Genomic DNA, 16,170 nt, shown 5'->3' with positions numbered 1-16,170 from the left:
GGGATAGCCAAAAAATTAGCCGGAAAAATGCTTTTGGGGTTTAAAGATTAACCCAGGTAATAGAAAACCAGCAGCAATACCGCTAATATTAATTAACGCCGGATACTGCAAAAGGGCTGAGCCAAGAGGTAAATATTTGGCAACCGGAGTGTAATATAAAAGCGGCATTAAGGTGATATAAAGAAAAACAATTAGCGGCACTACAGTAGTTTTCAAAGTATTTTGCGGTAAATTAATTAAAGCAAATTCTTTTAACGTCAAAAACAGAAATCCTCCAATTAATACCGGATAAAGGCTTAAAAAACCTAAATAAAAATAACCCTTTAGTTCTCCATAGGCGACTAATTTTTTTAGATGAAGACCTGCTTTGTCTTGTATTATTAATAAAAGCAACAGGAAAAATAAGAAAATGAATTTTTTCAAAAACCCTAACATATACCACATCAACCTCCCAACTGATCGGATCTTTCTATCAAATTGCCATTTTTATCATAGGCTTCTACTCTTTTAAAGCCTTTTACATAATTCTCCCGGTAGAAAAGATATCCGCCAAGATCGCTTTCGTAACTTACATCGCTTACTTCCTCTTTACCATCAACATACACTACCTTAACTTTGGCAATACGTTTATCAAATACTGTTCCGTAAACCATTAAAAATTTGAATTTTTCCGAATCATACGAAGTACTGGAAATGGTCATCTTTTGATCGGGACTGGTTTTTCCAATACCTCCGCCTAAGCCATATACGTTAACTTTGCCGTATTTAATATTTATTTGCACGAGATCTTCATAATTTATATTTACAATGTCATAATTACAAATAGCTACATACTCATTTTTATTAAATTTTTTTAATAAAACTACCTTGATATTTTCGGCTGGCAGAATATTTTCTTTTATTTCTTTTATTAAAATACTTTTTAATGTATTTTCATCATAATTGGTACTACAGGCAGTTGAAAGCAAAAGAATAATACCCAAAATAAAAATTAAAAATATTTTTTTCTTTTTCATGAAAATATCTTCCTTTCCTTCACGGCCACCGCCAAACCATCATCTCCAATACTCATTAAAACCATCCTCCCCAAAATCTTAGATTTTAATAAATCCCTTCAGTGATAATTTCCCCCGATTCCGCATTTATTTCTATCCTTCCACCGTGATGAATCCATTTGCCTTTTTCATAAAAGCATTTATCCTGGGGAACGTTAAATTTATATTCAATCGAATATTTTAAAATATTTTCCTGAACTTTGCTCTTATGATCAATCCCAATCATTAATGTAATGTTGTAATCTTTAATTTCGTTACCGGGGTATTTTTTCTCAAGTATTTCTAACGCTTTTTTTGTTGATATTCTCGGCGTTAACTTTTTAAACTTTTCACCAGTATAACCACAGGTGTAACTAATTATTTTACCGCTTATGGCATCAACCGCTACGGCAACAAATATGGGTAGTTTTATTTCGCCATCTACCGCATTCCATACAAATCTATATTCTCGCAGAGACCCTCGATTAAAATACTTGTCTTCGTCCAAAATCATGTTATATGAATTAAACGGCTTAAAATGCTTTATGACAAAATTAAAGGCAGTCTCTTTGGCTATTTCATGAGCTATTACCGGTAGGCTTAAATTAGAACTTATGGCATTTTCATCAGTAAATCTCACTACTTCATAATTGAGATCTGGAACGAGCGTTATATACCTTGTACTGTCACTTAATTTTACTTTAACTTCAATATTTCTTTGGTTTCCCTCCATTTCAATATTAGTTAAGGTAATTTTAAAATCTTTTTCTCCTAAAAATTCATTAACCTTATTTTTCAATTTCCTAAAATCTATATTTCTTAACTCCTCGTTATCTATTTTCACTTCGTTACCAAGAAAAATTCCCAGCTCCTTCATTTCCTTATTTTTATCTGCAGGAGTTTGAAACAAATTACCTGCTATTGTACTTATTTCATTGTTAAATAAAAATAAATTTAAAAAAAACCAAATAAAAATAATTAAAGATATTTTTCTTCCCAACTGTAAAATCACCGTCCCCAAATTTACTTAACATAAAAAGCCACACCCCTTTGGTTAAAACTTACTGTTAATATATCCCAAGGTAGGCTGCGGCTCTTAGGAATCTGTACTGTTTTTTATTCCGATAAGTTCCGGTCTTAAAATTTTAACTTTAAGTTTTGCCTTTTCTTCTTCGATATAATCCCGATACTTTTTCTGAAGCTCATTTCCAGTAAGGTTATATTTTTCACTCAACTCTTTTAAAATCGCTTTCCGAACCGTCCCTGTTACAAGAGCCTTACGGTAAATTTCAAAAACTTCTTTACTTTTCCAGTATTGTTCTTCGGTCATATTTAACCCTTTAAGGTAACTTAGAAACTCGCTATACTCTGCCGGATTGGTCTTTTTTAAGTTTTCCATCCCTTCTTTATAATCCTGGATTGCCTTTTCTACTTCTTCATCGGAAACAGTTATTTTTCGTTTTTCGGCTTCTTCCTTCAACACCGTTCGTCTCTTTAATTCCTCCAGCACCTCTTCCGGAGTAACAGTTCTGTCGTCTAAAGCATAACTTCTTTTAAACAGTTCAAACTCTCTTAGCGTCACATCCCGGTCACCAATTCTGGCAACAACTACATCATACTTTTTATTGTGATTAATCTCTTTTAGAAACTCGCCAAACTGTTTAAATTTATCATTTAAAATTTCTGCGGTTGGTGTTAGAGTAAAAAAAAAAAGAGGAATATTAAAACAATTAATAGGATAAAAATTCCTTTTCTCCTCACCTTTTTTACCACCCTTAAAAATAAGACTACCAGTATTTTTTAATAAACCTTACCGCAATATATAGCATTCCAATTAATATACAAAAGTTAATTACCGTCCACAAAAAATCCATCCAATCAAAGTGCATAAGTAGCCTCCTCACATTTTCCCGTCCCGGTATCTTAGGTAGGGGTAACCTCGACCTGTTAGTAGTTCAGTCTTTTTCAGATAAAGATTCTTTGCTGCAAGAGCGGAAGCTTTGCAGCTCTATCAGAAAATTCCTAAAAATTTAAGTAGTTTTTTTAATAGAAACAGTCACGCCTACCATTCCTTTACTGGTATATTTTTACTTTTATTTTCCCAGTTACTTCCCAATTCGTCAAGAAAATTTTATGAAAAAATAAATTTTGTAAGAATTTTGTAAGAAATATCTCTTAGAGTAAAAGTGAAAACAAACACTTTCAAGGAGGGATGTTCATGAAGAAGTTTTATTATCTTATCACCGGCGGACTTTTACTTTTAATTTTAGCTTTGGTAATAGTAAGCCCGGTGGTTACTACCGAAGCTGCTGTAAAAAAAGCCCCGCCAAAACCTACCCTTTCGCAAATCATTGCGGAAGTTTCTAAAACTTTCTTTAAAAACAGTGAAATGAAAAAGGAGCCCAGTAAGTACGGCGGCTCAGTACCCTATTCCCACTTAGAAGAATCTCCGTACTTAAAAACCCTCTGGGAAGGCTATCCCTTCAGTAAAGACTACAACGAAGACCGGGGACACTATTATACTTTAGAAGATGTAAAATCGACCAAGCGACTGTCTCCCGCAACTCCGATGACCTGTATGACCTGTAAGTCTTCCGATGTGCCGGCCGCAATGAAAAAGTACGGCGATGCCTACTATACTTTACCAATGTTGGTTTATCAGGATGAATTTAAACACTCCATCGGCTGCAGCGATTGCCACGACTTAAAAACCTTCAAGTTAGTTGTTACACGGCCCGCGTTCATTGAAGCTATGAAGCGGCGAGGAATTGATGTAACCAAAGCGTCCCAGTCCCAGATGCGCACTTATGTCTGTGGTCAGTGCCACGTGGAATACTTCTTTGACCCGCAAAACGGCAAGAAGTTAACCTTCCCCTGGGATAAAGGATTTGATCCGGAAAACATCTACCAGTACTATGAAGAACGAGCCTTTAGCGACTGGACCAATCCCTCTACCTTTGTAAAAGAACTAAAAGCCCAGCATCCGGAATTTGAAATGTTCCAGGGAAGCACGCACCAGAAAGCTGGCGCTACTTGTCCTGACTGCCACATGCCCAAGAAAACTGTGAAAAGTGGCAATCTTACTTTTACGGTGGCCAGCCACCAGTGGACTTCTCCCTTAAAAGATATGTCCGCCTGTAAGAAATGCCATACGAAAGACGCTAAATTCTTAATGGATAGGGTATTTTATATTCAAGACCGGGTTAAAGCCGCTATAGACCGGGCTGGAGAGGCCAATGCTGAAACTCTAAATACTATTAAATCGGTAGCAGCAGGCACTTACGATCCAGCGATTTTAGCCGAAGCACAAAAGCTTCAACGGGAAAGCCAGTGGTACTGGGATTATGTAGCAGCAGAAAACTCCACCGGTTTCCACAACCCGGCTAAAGCCTTTGCGACTTTAAATAAATCCATTGAGCTTGCCTATCAGGCCAAAATAAAAGCTTTAGAAGCCAAAAAATAATCCACTCAACACCGCTCTAAAGAAAATAGCCCGCTGATTTTGCGGGCTATTTTCTTTCTACTAAGTTGTAAACATTTCCGTATAAATCTTTAAACAGGGCCGATACTCCCCAAGGTACTTCCTGCGGCGGAGAAATAACTTCTACTCCCCGGGCTTGTAGTTCTTCGCAAGTTTTCCGGCAATCAGAAGTCAAAAGTACCCAGGTACCATTTTTCCCAACAAGTTTTAATTGTTCTTCTGCCCCTTCTCCAAAAGGCTTATACAATACAAACTCAATCTCCTGATTTGGTGGTGAAACTGTAAGCCAGCGCATACCCGGTCCAAAAGTATTATCTTCTTTTTTAACAAACCCCAGTTTATCGGTGTACCAGGCAAGAGCCTCTTCCTGGTCGCGAACAAAAATAGTTACATGAGATAGTTTTAAATCCATTTTCATTCTCCTTTCTCCGGTTTAATTGCTTTATATCCCACTCCCCAAACGGTTTTAATTATTCGGGGATGGCCTGGGTCCTCTTCTATTTTTTCCCGAAGCCTTCGGACCAATACCGAAACGATATTTGGATCTTCGGGATAGCTGTCGGGCCAAAGGCGGTCAATAATTTCCTCTTTGGTAAAAACTCGGTTGGAATTTTTTAAAAAAAGTTCAAATAAAGCGTATTCTTTAGAAGTCAATTCCACCGGCTTACCATTTTTTAAGACTTCTCTGGTTTTTAAATTTAATACTACCTCACCGTATCTTAAAATTTCTCCTTCACCCTTGCCCTTACGGTAACGCCGCAAGACTGCTTTTATCCTGAGCATTAATTCAGCAGGACTGAAGGGTTTAGTTAAATAATCATCCACTCCCAGGGTAAATCCGGTAATCTTATCCATTTCCTCTCCCCGGGCCGTAAGAATGATAACCGGAACATCTTCCCGGCTTTTTATTTCCTGTAAAACCGTAAAACCATCCTGTTTTGGTAGATTTAAATCCAAGATTACAAGATCAAAATTCTCCCGGTAAAAATGTTCGACCGCTGACTCCCCGTCATAAGTCTGGACAAAATCATAATTTTCCGCTTTTAAAAGATGGGCAAGAGCTTTTTGGATTTTCAGGTCATCTTCTACCACCAAAATTTTATACATCGCTAAACCCTTCCTTAATAACAAGATAAAAACTGCTTCCCCGGCCGAGTTTAGACTTTACTTTAATTTCGTAACCTAAAAGTTCACACAGGTCTTTTGCCAAAGTAAGCCCAAGACCAGTACCGTCAACTTTTTGATCTTTGCGCCAAAACTTATTAAAGATATTGGGTAAGTCTTCGGTCGCAATTCCCGGACCGGTATCTTTTACATAGATATACAGGCGGCCAAAGATTTTCCGCAATCCTACAGAAATCTTACCCCCCGGTGGAGTAAATTTAATAGCGTTACCGATTATATTTCCCAGGATTAACTTTAGTTTTTGTTCATCGGTGGTTAATACGCCAGAAATATTGGGATGTATTTCTAAATTTAACAGGCGTGTTTTTGCTTTATTTTTATAAAATTTAAAACACTGCTCAAAAAATTCTTTTAAATTTATCGTCGAATACGTAATGGTGATTTTACCAGCTTCAATTTTTGCCATGGTTAAAAGGCTTTCAATTTGTTTTAAAAGTTCCTGCCCACTATCCATTATATCTTCTAAATATTCTTTTTGCCAGGGAAGTAAGTTTTCACTGTCAACAAGAAGAATCTCACTAAAAGCTAAGATACTGGTAAGCGGAGTTTTAAGCTCATGGCTGACCATAGCAATTATTTCTGATTTAAAAGCATTGGCCCGAGCTAGCTCCTCGTTAGCCTGAGCTAGTTCAAAGGTTCGTTCTTTGACTTTCTCCTCTAAATTTTGATAAAGTTCTTTTAATTTTTGGGCCATTTGGTGGAAGTTTTCGGAAAGTTCTTTAATCTCCCGGCTGTTAGTTTCTAAAACTTTTGTCTTAAAGTTACCTGAGGCCACCTCGCCAGTCATAGCCACAATTTCTTTAAGCGGCTCTTCAATGGTATTTTTTATCACTGTAAAGCTAAAAAGACCGATAGTTCCTAAAAAGGCAAGGAGCAATAAGAAATTCCCTTTTAGTTTACGCTCAAACTCTATTTGCAAATTATCCGCAGGAATCACCAGCGAAATAGCTCCTGCAAAATCACCAAGTTTGTACCCTTCTTTTGGATAGCCTGCAATATCCTTTACCCCAACGGGCTCACCGTGGCAAGAAAGGCATGGCTCTTCAATGTATAAAGGCTTCATATAATAAAAATAACGGTGACCATCCCTTTCAATGTTGCGATAAAGTTCTAATTTTCCAGGATTTGTTGCTAGAATTTTTAACATTTCTTTTTCTACAGGGTCCGGAGCATTCTCGGGATTGCGATATTTAAGGCGGGTCTGCTTTAAGCGATAACCAGTATTTTGATTGAAATACTTTGCCACCTGTCGTCCAACCGCTGCAGGATTTAAGTGCTTAAACTCAAAATGCCCCCGGCTGTCGTAATTTATTTTATTTTGACTTTCAGCAATCACCCGGCGCGTTGCCACCAACCCGGAAGTGATAACCCGGGCTTTTTCCAAAAGCTCGTTTTGGTAACTGTATCGGGTTTCCGCAACGTTCCAAATAAAGGCCAAAAGGGAAAAAAAGCCAATCACAATCCCCATTCCCAGCATAAGCTTTTGGCTTAATTTAATTTCACCCATCATTTTTTCTGCCCCTTTACATGCTCTACGATAATTATAACAATCATTCTTCAATTTTCGAAGAAAAGAAATTTTACCAATAAACAAAAATCCGGGCAGTGCCCGGCTCAATCAAAGACCTTAAGCATGACATTTTTGGCAAAAACTTTTGAAATCATGACAGGGTTTACAGCTCTCAGGACGAAGTTTTGCTGTAATACCATGGTTTTGTATCCAGCGTTCATCGTGACCGGTTTTAGGATGGCAGGTACTGCAATAATCCGGCTGTCGGTGACAGGGAGTACATGAGGTTTGGGATTGCGCTACTTGCCCATGACGTACTATCCAGCTACTCCCGTGGCCAAGCTTCTGGTGGCAGGTATTGCAGTTAGTTTTATTAGTATGACAGGTATTGCATTTTGCCGGATTTTCCCTATATTTCTTGCTGTGAACGGTTAAAAAGGTGCTATTATGCGGCGATTTACTCGTATGGCAACTGTTACAGCTACTTTTACTATGGCAGGTATAGCAGGTACTGCTTCCCTTTGCTAAAGCCGTAGCTCCATGAGTCTTATTCCAGGCGTATGGGTGAGGCATGTCTACCTTGTGGCAACTACTGCATTCGGTTTTTGTATGGCAAGAATAGCAATTGACGTTTTTATTTTGCAAAGTAAACTTTCCATGGTCTTTTTTCCAAGTAGCAGGGTGTGGTAGTTTAACTTGGTGACAGCTAATACAGGTTTGGGCCTTTCCGCCTTCTACGGGCTTTTCATGGCAGGTGTTGCATACTTTTACATCGGAAACCTTGTGATTTTGCAGCCACCCTTGCGGGTGAGGCATTGGCAACCCATTATGGCAGGTGTTACAGTATTTATTTACCCCCAATTCCCCGGTGTGGCAGGTGGTACAGGATTTTAGATCTTTTTTGGCAGCCTCACCGTGAACTGCTAACCACTTACTGTCATGATTTTGCGGTTTCATGGTCGCCTTAGTTTGGTGACAGCTCTCACAACTTACCGGCCCGCTCTTTTCTTTGTGGCAGTCAAGGCAGTTCTGCATTTTTAAGGTTTTTGGCTCTCCATGAACCAAATCTCCATGACAGGTTACGCATTGTATCCCTTTTTTACCGGCATGGAGTTCGTGGCTAAAGGTTATGGCCGTAGGCCCGGGAAGTTTATTTAAATCATGGCAGGATTGACAACGACGGTTAGGTACATCTGCCTTGCCTTTAATTTCTTCCGGTTCAGGCTTACTGCTAAGCTCTATCGCCACTTGTTTGAGACCACCAAGTTTAACTTTTACAAGTCCTACAAGCCCCGGGTCCCGATGGCAAGCCATACAGTCGGTCTTGGCATGAGCTGAAGTTTTCCAGGCAGCTACGTAAGGCTTCATAGAATGGCACGTATTACAAAAGGTAGGCTTGCTGGTCTCGTGAATCCCAATTCCTAGCGCCGATAGCAAAATAATACCTGCTATTACCAGGGTTAACAGTAATTTTTTCTTCAACTTTGCACCCCCCCAAATAATTTAAGTCTTTATTTTGTTATAATGATAACTTTCATTTCTTACAAATTTCTTACAAAAATAAAAAAACTCGCAGTAATTTGCGAGGGATAAGAAGCTTGTGCCTTCAAGTTTTCTCTATTGTTCCCGATTATTAATAATTGAACGTACAAGATTCAATGAAGAAAAGCTACCACCGGAAACAATAGAAATTAGACTTTTCTTTTTAAAGATAAGCCGGTCAATTTCTTCAACTTTCAATCCCTTCTCCTTTAAATTCAACACTTTATAAGCCAAATCTTCCCAATATTTTACCTTATTTTGGAGTACCTCGTTTGCTTTTAAAACTACGCCGTTTAAACCGCAAAAAAGGTATTTTGGTTTTAGAGCAATTACTGTCTTTAAAGAATCTAAAATTTTCCAAAAATCTTCCGTTGCCATTAGTATCCGCTGGTGTTCTCCTAAAAATAAGTCCCCGGTAAATAAAAAACTATTTTCTGGTTCATAAAAACACACATGGTCAGGACTGTGACCAGGGGTTTTAACCACCTGCAAAGTGAAATTTCGCGTTTCAACAGTATTTTTTAAAGCCAAGGCCTCGGCTTTAAGCGGAACACCCCAGGTAATTTTCCTGTATAATTCCATATTTAACTTTTTTGGCTCCTGCAAAAAGGGAATACCCTTTTCGTCAACATAAACAGGAATATTTTTTTGTTTGGCTAACCATACATTGCCAATGTGGTCTTCATGGGAATGGGTTAAAGTAACTTTATCTACCGTTATTTCATTAAAAAAAGAACTAAATTCAAAACGGCAGTGCCAACAACCTGTATCTATTAACACCCCATCAAAGTAAAAGGAATAGACTGGATATAGTAATTTTCCAAATAGGGTTCGTCCCATTTTTATTATCATAACTTGTTTAAAAAAGCTTGTTTTTAACACCTACATCCCCTCCCTGCTTAGGTTGTAATAATTATACACCATAATTATTAAGGAGTTAATTTTTTGTTAATAGATTGTAAACTCGCTTTAACATACCAGAGGAGAGAAAGTAAAATAACAACGGAATCCTGTATTCTTAAAAGGAGGAGAAAAGGGAGATTATGATATCCTTAAAGCCAAAAAAACCAATTTTTTTCGAGCTTTTTAGTCAAAGTGCCAAATACGTGGTCGATGGCGCTGAGGTTTTAGTAAGGGCAGTTAATTCTCCATATTCTGCCCAGGAAAACTTACAGGACCTAAAAGCAATTGAAAGTAGAGGGGATGAAGTCACCCGAAATTTATTAGATAAGCTTGATAAAAGCTTTTCCACCCCGATGGACCGGGAAGATATTATGAAAATCGCAGCAAATCTAGACGATATTTTGGATTTTATTTATGCTACCTATTTAAAAATGGTCTTATACGACGCTATTAACCCCACCCAAACAGCTTTAAAAATGGTGGAAGTAATCAAAAAAGTTGCCCATCAAGTTTACGATGCAGTTAAGCTCTTGGACAACGTTCCAGCCCACCATGAAAAATTAATTGAACTTTGTATGGAAATAAACCGATTAGAAAGCGTTGGCGATGAAATTTTCCAGGAAGGTACTTCTTATTTATTTAAAAACGTTCATGACCCCATTGAATTAATTAAATGGAAAGAAATTTACGAACATATTGAAGAGCTCTTAGATTTATGTGAAGATTTGGGAGATTTAATTAAAGGGGTAGTTTTAAAATATGCTTAGCACGCTAACATTAGTAGTCATTGTAACCATCCTAGCAATAAGCTTCGATTTCGTAAATGGTTTTCACGATACTGCCAATGCGGTAGCAACTTCAGTTACAACCCGTGCTCTTTCCCCAAAACAGGCGGTTTTAATGGCAGGGTTATTAAACTTTGTTGGAGCGGTATCTGGCACAGCTGTGGCAAAAACTATCGGTAAAGGAATTGTAATTCCCAATGCCATAAACCAGTTTGTTATTATAGCTGCGCTAATCGGAGCAATAATCTGGAACCTTATTACCTGGTATTTTGGGCTACCCAGCAGCTCCTCCCATGCTTTAATTGGGGGATTAATTGGAGCCACCATTGCTGGATCTGGAGTACAGGCACTTCTTTTAAGAGGTATTTTGGAAAAAGTTTTATTACCCTTAATTCTTTCGCCCATTATTGGTTTTTCTATCGGATTTATTATTATGACTTCTTTTTTCTGGATTTTTGATAAGTCTGCTCCTTTTCCCCTTAATATGAAGTTTAGAAAACTCCAGGTATTGTCAGCCGCTATGGCATCCTTTTCTCATGGTTCGAACGATGCCCAGAAATCAATGGGTATTATAACTTTAGCTCTTTTTAGTGCTGGTTACCTTCAAACCTTTGAGATACCTCTTTGGGTAAAACTTGCCTGTGCTCTAGCAATGGGCCTTGGGACTTATACCGGCGGCTGGCGGATTATTAAAACGATGGGAAGTAAAATCTTCCGGATTGAGCCGGTAAACGGCTTTGCGGCAGACCTTTCATCTTCAATTACAATTTATGGCTCCTCCCTTTGGGGAGCTCCGGTCAGCACCACCCACGTAGTTGCCTCTTCGATTTTGGGAGTGGGGTCTGCCAAAAGATTTAGTGGAGTTAACTGGGAAGTAGGTAAAAACATTGTTACTGCCTGGGTTTTAACGATACCGGCCGCAGGATTAATGGCAGCATTGATGTACCAGTTAGTTTCTCTTTTAAAGTAAAAAAGCGGGAGTATTTCCCCGCTTTTTTATATTTCTCCCAACACCAATACCCCTGCTAGAATATCATCCTGGTTTTTTCCGTATTTACCAACACCCTCGGCCAGTGTAGTAAGGGGTCCAAAATCTTTACCAATATTATCCCTTAACCAGCAATACGACACACCATCACTATGAAAGTATAAATATTTAAAGTGGTCAAGAGCCACCTTCTCTGTAAAGGTTCTAAGCTTACCATAACCAACAATACCATCAGCACTGGTTAAAGCTTTATAAGCATCAGTTTTAAAAAAGATGGTAGTGCTTATGTTTCCGCATCCTGTAAATATCAGTTTTTTTGAGGAAAGGTCAAAAAATACCTGACCCATTGCCGCCCCACGACTTCCCTGAAGTTGTTTGTGCAAAAGCTCTAGGTCACATTCGTTAATTTTTTGAACATCTTGGTAAAATTGATTAATCATTTCTAAAACCTTTGCAGCCTTTAATCCATGTCCTAAAGCATCGACCAAAGTTAATTTCACTTTGTCCGGCTGTTGGTGAAGAAAAATACCGTCCCCCCCAATATCGAACCCAATCATTGGCCGCAGGAAAAAGGAAAGCCGCCCAACCGGCAGCTTAATGCTATAAAATTTTAAACCTTTTTCAGCATAATAACCCCTATAAGTAGGAAAGTAATTGAAATACTTTACGGCATTAACTATAAAGGGCAGACCTGAAATTGCTTCTAAGGAAACTTCATCCATAATTCGCATTACGGTTCTCAAACCATGGCCTCTCGCGGAAAATATCTGGCTAAAATCCGGGATATATGGTAAAAAGTTTTCAGTCCTCAAGCTAATTTTTTCTTCCTTTAGTTCTAAAAGTAATTTTCCACCACCACCATGTCGGGCAAGATTCCCCGCCAGTTCTAAAATACAAAGCTCTATTTCCGAAGCAAATCTACCAGAAAAAAAACCCTCATTTTTTATTCTACCAACAATTCCCCGGGCTTCATCCAATCCATGGATAAAATATTCTAGTTTCTTAACCATTTTCGCACCACCACTTTTGTTCCATGACCAAGCTCCGATTCAATATGAAACTCATCCATTAGTTCCCGGGTGCCACTTATCCCTCTGCCAAGCCCCCCAGAGGTAGAAAAGCCGCCCTTTAAAACCCGGTCTAAATCTGCTATACCCGGTCCTTCGTCCTCACAGATTATTTCAATACCCTTTTTACCTTCTTTACTTATACTATTTATTTTCACAGTGCCAGTTCCGGCATATTTTAAGATATTGCGGGCAAGTTCAGAAATTGCAGTAACAATACGGGTTTCATCAATAAGACCAAACCCGGCTTTTTTGGCCAGTTCTCTACCGGCCTGTCTTGCGGTCAGGATGTCTGTTTCTGCCCTGATTTCAATTATCATTCCCATTCGCTCCCTATGTAGCTGATCGCTTCTTCCACCGAGCCAAAAGTCCGCAAATGCTCTAAAGGAAGTCCTAATTCAACAATGGTAATAGCTACATGGGGGGTAATACCAGTAATTGCCGCTTTCGCCCCCATTATTTTTACCATGCGGGTAATTTCCACGAGCACCCTGCCCAAGAACGAATCAATTAAACTAAGTCCGGAAACATCAAGGATAACCCCTTTAGCTCCCGACTTATAAAGCCTGGCGATAATTTCCTCTTGAATTTGTTGAACGTGAAGATCCAGAATTTCCCCCTGCAGAGGACAAATAAGAACTTTATTTATTTCAAGAATCGTGACCTGCATTTATTTCACCTCAAGATTTAATTTTTTAAAAGCCACTTCTAGGCCAGCCTTTAAAGTATCTTTTGTAATAAAATGATCAAAAAAAATCCCCAGCTGAACAATGGTTTGGGCAATCTGCGGTCGAATCCCCGTTATAATAACTTCACACCCCATTAATCCTGCCGCTTTAGCGGTTTTAATTAGATAGTTAGCAGTCTCAGTATCTACTACCGCCACTCCTGTAATATCAATTATAACTATTTTAGCTTTAACTTCTTGAATTTTTTCTAATAGTTGCTCCATCATGGTCCGAACCCGGTAGGAATCTAAAGTCCCGATAATGGGTAATGCCAGTATTTTGTCCCAAATCTCCACCACCGGGGTGGAAAGCTCCTGAATGGAGTGCATCTGGTTTTTAATTATTTCTTTTTGAACTTTAACAAACTTATTGTTAAAAACAGCATATAACTCGTGAAAATACTTTTCATTTTCTAAAAGAAGATTTACTACTTCCCCTTGTTGTTTTAAAATAAGTTCATCCACCGCTTTTTTAATCTTATATAGTTCTTCGTAAAAAATATTATAGTCCACTTCACGTTGGCGAAATTTTTGGTACAATTTTTCTGAAAATACTTCCTCGGCGAGCTTTTTTTCTTCTACTCCCACGATATAATCTAAGATTTCTTTAACTTCATCGGAAGTAAAAATATTTTTTCCAGTAGCTTGGTAAATCTCAACCACTACGTCTTTGTTCTGCAAAATTAACGAGTTTAACATAATGACAGAACCTCCCTTTATTCTTCGCTACTTAATACTACTGCCCCATCCCGACTTTCTTTAGCTTGATACATGGCCCGGTCGGCCTTTTCAATTAAACTATTTAAATCATCTCCAAAGGGTTTACGTACTGCAATTCCTATGCTCATAGTGACAGTCCAATCTTTATCTACAAGAAGCGGATCATTTATACTATTCATCCCGGAAGTAATTCTCCGCGCTACCAATCGACCCACCTCAGCATTAGCCTTGGGTAACAAAATTAAGAACTCATCTCCACCGTATCTCACAGCAAGGTCGTAGGGGCGGATACAACTTCTTATAACTTCTCCCACCTTCCTTAATAATCCGTCCCCAGCCAAGTGGCCAAAAGTGTCGTTATAGCGTTTAAAATTATCCATGTCCATCAGTAGTAAAGCCATTTCATAAAAATTATGATCAGCCCGGTTTGCCTCCCGGGTAAAATATTTTTGCAATACTGCTCGATTAGCAAGCCCAGTTAACTTATCGGTATGGGCTTTCTGTAAAAGATCCATTCGCTGCACTGCAGTTTCCATCGCTGCCGCTACCTGGTTGGCAAGCACTAAAGCCATAGACTGTTCCGCAATTGTTATTTTCTCCTGACTGGTGCCAAGCAGCACCAGTAAGCCATGCCGGTAGTTTTCGGAAATTACCGGTACCAGATATGCATGATTTACCGCCGGGTCAGGTAAAAGCCAGCGGTAGTCGTTTATCAAATCTTGGGCCATCATTGGTTCTCCGGAAACAAAAACTGTTGAAAATAAGTTACTAGAAGTTGCTACAGGTTTTTTTAAGGCCGGTCGCAAATGATTTAGAAATTCTCCATCCACTCCGATAAAAGATTCAATGGATAAAATATCTTGACCTGCATGGTATTGAAGATAAAGAACCCTGCTGCAACCGGTAATGGCCGCCGCTCCTTCTACCAGAATTTCACTCATAGCATAGGGCTGGTCACTTCTAACAATAGTTAAGGTTAGTTCCGATAACTGACGCATTTTTTCAGCTTTTAAATATAGAGTTTTAATTTCTTCTAACCTTTCAAAACTATCTTTAATAAGCAGGGCGTAGTGTTGAAGAAAGTTCTTATCTTCCTCGGATAAGGCTTGATGAAAGTCAGCAATCAAAAGATAATCTCGCTCTTCCTCACCAAAGGTAACATATAGCCTTCGGTTATTTTCTATGTAAATAGCTTCATTCTTTGATAGATTTAAAACAGAAATAAGCAAATTTTCTTCAGCAGGGTAAGAATCTATCTTTTCCAGTCCCCCTGATCCCTTTTTATATAAATAAGTTTTAGCCGGGGAAACAGAATTTAAAAGCTGGGAAGAACTATAAAAGCATGACTTTAAATCTCTGGCATTTAAAACTCCCCGCAAAAAAGGCAAAGTTTGCAGCAGCCTTCCTTGGACATCTTTAAATAAGAAGCTAAACATCCTATCAACCTCGCAAATCCTTGACATGACGCGACATAATCAGCTATATATTTTACCATAAATTTTTCAGCAAATATAGCTAAATAAAAGCAAAACCCGCAGTTTTACCTGCAGGTTAAAATTTTTTCCCCGAAATCATATGCTTTTCTTAAGTAATTTTGGTGTAGTTCCTGAAACTCTTTTATTTTTTCTGATAAATTTAAAATACCTTTACCTTCCAACATTTTTTTTAGTTCCAGAGCGTTAAATTTAAGCTGACCTTTGGCTCCGACTCCATAGACCGGAAGTTCAAAAATTTCACCGCCGTTTAGCTCCGGCCGCACAAAAAATCGGAGATATTTTAACACCCCATCGCATGATTCCAAACGATGAGCAGCAGCTACCGCAAAAAGGAAAACGTTTCTCTTTTTTGCTGGCAGCCGGCTTTTAGACCTAAGTCCTTCTCCATCGTAGCTTACCTGATGGATAAGACCCGAGAGGCGGTCAAAAAGAATTTTCACCTGACCGGGCAAATGGTTTCCATAAACCGGTGCGCCGATTATGTACGCATCGGCTTCGGCCAGTTCTCTCACCACTACCAAAATATCGTCTTCTTCTAAACTGCAATTGCCCCTCCCCCGACACTCCAGGCAACCCCGGCAGGGATTAATATAAAGCTGGTCAATGGCCAGCTTAACCACTTCCCAACCAGCCCTCCGGGCAGGCGTTAAAGCCTCTTCAATTAAAATATCAGTATTACCACCTTCCCGGGGGCTTCCCATTAAGGCGAATACTTTCATTCCAAATCTCCTC

General features: G+C 38.7%; 18 protein-coding genes. 3 read left to right on the top strand and 15 right to left on the bottom strand.

All coding sequences use genetic code 11. The features are described 5' to 3' along the window. Positions 1–15 precede the first annotated feature (15 nt). The 4 genes from cpu_RS13490 to cpu_RS03980 all read right to left on the bottom strand — a co-directional run bounded on the left by cpu_RS13490 (position 16) and on the right by cpu_RS03980 (position 2,616). Positions 16–261, bottom strand: coding sequence for a hypothetical protein (locus cpu_RS13490; protein ID WP_143299297.1), 246 nt, complete (start codon positions 259–261; stop codon positions 16–18). Positions 262–443: 182 nt separating this feature from the next. After that, positions 444–1,016: a hypothetical protein gene (locus cpu_RS03990; RefSeq protein WP_075858750.1), complete on the bottom strand. Its 573-nt coding sequence runs from the start codon at positions 1,014–1,016 to the stop codon at positions 444–446. Positions 1,017–1,101: 85 nt separating this feature from the next. Then, positions 1,102–2,034, bottom strand: coding sequence for a PepSY domain-containing protein (locus cpu_RS03985; RefSeq protein ID WP_075858749.1), 933 nt, complete (start codon positions 2,032–2,034; stop codon positions 1,102–1,104). A gap of 96 nt (positions 2,035–2,130) precedes the next feature. After that, positions 2,131–2,616, bottom strand: a complete 486-nt coding sequence (locus tag cpu_RS03980; protein ID WP_075858748.1) for a SurA N-terminal domain-containing protein — start codon at positions 2,614–2,616, stop codon at positions 2,131–2,133. Between the two features lie 636 nt (positions 2,617–3,252). Here cpu_RS03980 and cpu_RS03975 point away from each other — a divergent pair. Then, a complete protein-coding gene (locus cpu_RS03975; protein ID WP_075858747.1) occupies positions 3,253–4,497 on the top strand; it encodes an ammonia-forming cytochrome c nitrite reductase subunit c552 in 1,245 nt (414 codons plus the stop codon). Positions 4,498–4,543: 46 nt separating this feature from the next. On the opposite strand, the gene cpu_RS03970 is transcribed toward cpu_RS03975, so the two are convergent. The 5 genes from cpu_RS03970 to cpu_RS03950 all read right to left on the bottom strand — a co-directional run bounded on the left by cpu_RS03970 (position 4,544) and on the right by cpu_RS03950 (position 9,634). Next, entirely contained in the window at positions 4,544–4,933 is a 390-nt protein-coding gene (locus tag cpu_RS03970) for a VOC family protein (protein ID WP_200800634.1), read from the bottom strand. Next, positions 4,930–5,622 carry a response regulator transcription factor gene (locus cpu_RS03965; RefSeq protein WP_075858746.1) on the bottom strand — a complete coding sequence of 231 codons (693 nt, stop codon included), beginning with the start codon at positions 5,620–5,622 and terminating at the stop codon, positions 4,930–4,932. Before cpu_RS03965 ends, cpu_RS03970 begins: the two co-directional genes overlap by 4 nt. After that, the gene (locus tag cpu_RS03960; protein ID WP_077177159.1) at positions 5,615–7,210 is read right to left on the bottom strand and encodes a HAMP domain-containing histidine kinase; all 1,596 of its coding nucleotides are present in this window, start codon (positions 7,208–7,210) and stop codon (positions 5,615–5,617) included. The genes cpu_RS03965 and cpu_RS03960 overlap by 8 nt, the downstream gene beginning before the upstream one ends. Positions 7,211–7,327: 117 nt before the next feature. After that, positions 7,328–8,692, bottom strand: a complete 1,365-nt coding sequence (locus cpu_RS03955; protein ID WP_075858745.1) for a NapC/NirT family cytochrome c — start codon at positions 8,690–8,692, stop codon at positions 7,328–7,330. A gap of 135 nt (positions 8,693–8,827) precedes the next feature. After that, complete coding sequence (locus cpu_RS03950) at positions 8,828–9,634, bottom strand: MBL fold metallo-hydrolase (RefSeq protein WP_075858744.1); 807 nt, start codon at positions 9,632–9,634, stop codon at positions 8,828–8,830. Positions 9,635–9,795: 161 nt separating this feature from the next. Here cpu_RS03950 and cpu_RS03945 point away from each other — a divergent pair, with 161 nt between their 5' ends. Further along, complete coding sequence (locus cpu_RS03945; RefSeq protein WP_075858743.1) at positions 9,796–10,422, top strand: DUF47 domain-containing protein; 627 nt, start codon at positions 9,796–9,798, stop codon at positions 10,420–10,422. Next, the gene (locus cpu_RS03940; RefSeq protein WP_075858742.1) at positions 10,415–11,410 is read left to right on the top strand and encodes an inorganic phosphate transporter; all 996 of its coding nucleotides are present in this window, start codon (positions 10,415–10,417) and stop codon (positions 11,408–11,410) included. Before cpu_RS03945 ends, cpu_RS03940 begins: the two co-directional genes overlap by 8 nt. A gap of 26 nt (positions 11,411–11,436) precedes the next feature. On the opposite strand, the gene cpu_RS03935 is transcribed toward cpu_RS03940, so the two are convergent. From cpu_RS03935 to cpu_RS03910, 6 genes are all read right to left on the bottom strand, one after another. Next, on the bottom strand, positions 11,437–12,438 hold the full coding sequence (locus cpu_RS03935; protein WP_075858741.1) for a hypothetical protein: 1,002 nt from the start codon (positions 12,436–12,438) through the stop codon (positions 11,437–11,439). Then, positions 12,423–12,815: an anti-sigma regulatory factor gene (locus cpu_RS03930; RefSeq protein WP_234970179.1), complete on the bottom strand. Its 393-nt coding sequence runs from the start codon at positions 12,813–12,815 to the stop codon at positions 12,423–12,425. Before cpu_RS03930 ends, cpu_RS03935 begins: the two co-directional genes overlap by 16 nt. Then, entirely contained in the window at positions 12,812–13,165 is a 354-nt protein-coding gene (locus tag cpu_RS03925) for an STAS domain-containing protein (protein ID WP_075858739.1), read from the bottom strand. The genes cpu_RS03930 and cpu_RS03925 overlap by 4 nt, the downstream gene beginning before the upstream one ends. Beyond that, positions 13,166–13,921: an STAS domain-containing protein gene (locus cpu_RS03920; protein ID WP_075858738.1), complete on the bottom strand. Its 756-nt coding sequence runs from the start codon at positions 13,919–13,921 to the stop codon at positions 13,166–13,168. 17 nt (positions 13,922–13,938) lie between these two features. After that, positions 13,939–15,378 (bottom strand): sensor domain-containing diguanylate cyclase, encoded by a 1,440-nt coding sequence (locus tag cpu_RS03915; protein ID WP_075858737.1) that lies wholly within the window; start codon positions 15,376–15,378, stop codon positions 13,939–13,941. A 104-nt stretch (positions 15,379–15,482) separates the two neighbouring features. Next, positions 15,483–16,157, bottom strand: coding sequence for a flavodoxin family protein (locus cpu_RS03910; protein WP_075858736.1), 675 nt, complete (start codon positions 16,155–16,157; stop codon positions 15,483–15,485). Between the last annotated feature and the right edge of the window lie 13 nt (positions 16,158–16,170).

The sequence above is a fragment of the Carboxydothermus pertinax genome (assembly GCF_001950255.1).
GTDB lineage: Bacteria > Bacillota > Z-2901 > Carboxydothermales > Carboxydothermaceae > Carboxydothermus > Carboxydothermus pertinax.
Note: the sequence above shows the minus strand (reverse complement) of the source record. Positions and strands in the feature narration are given on the sequence as shown.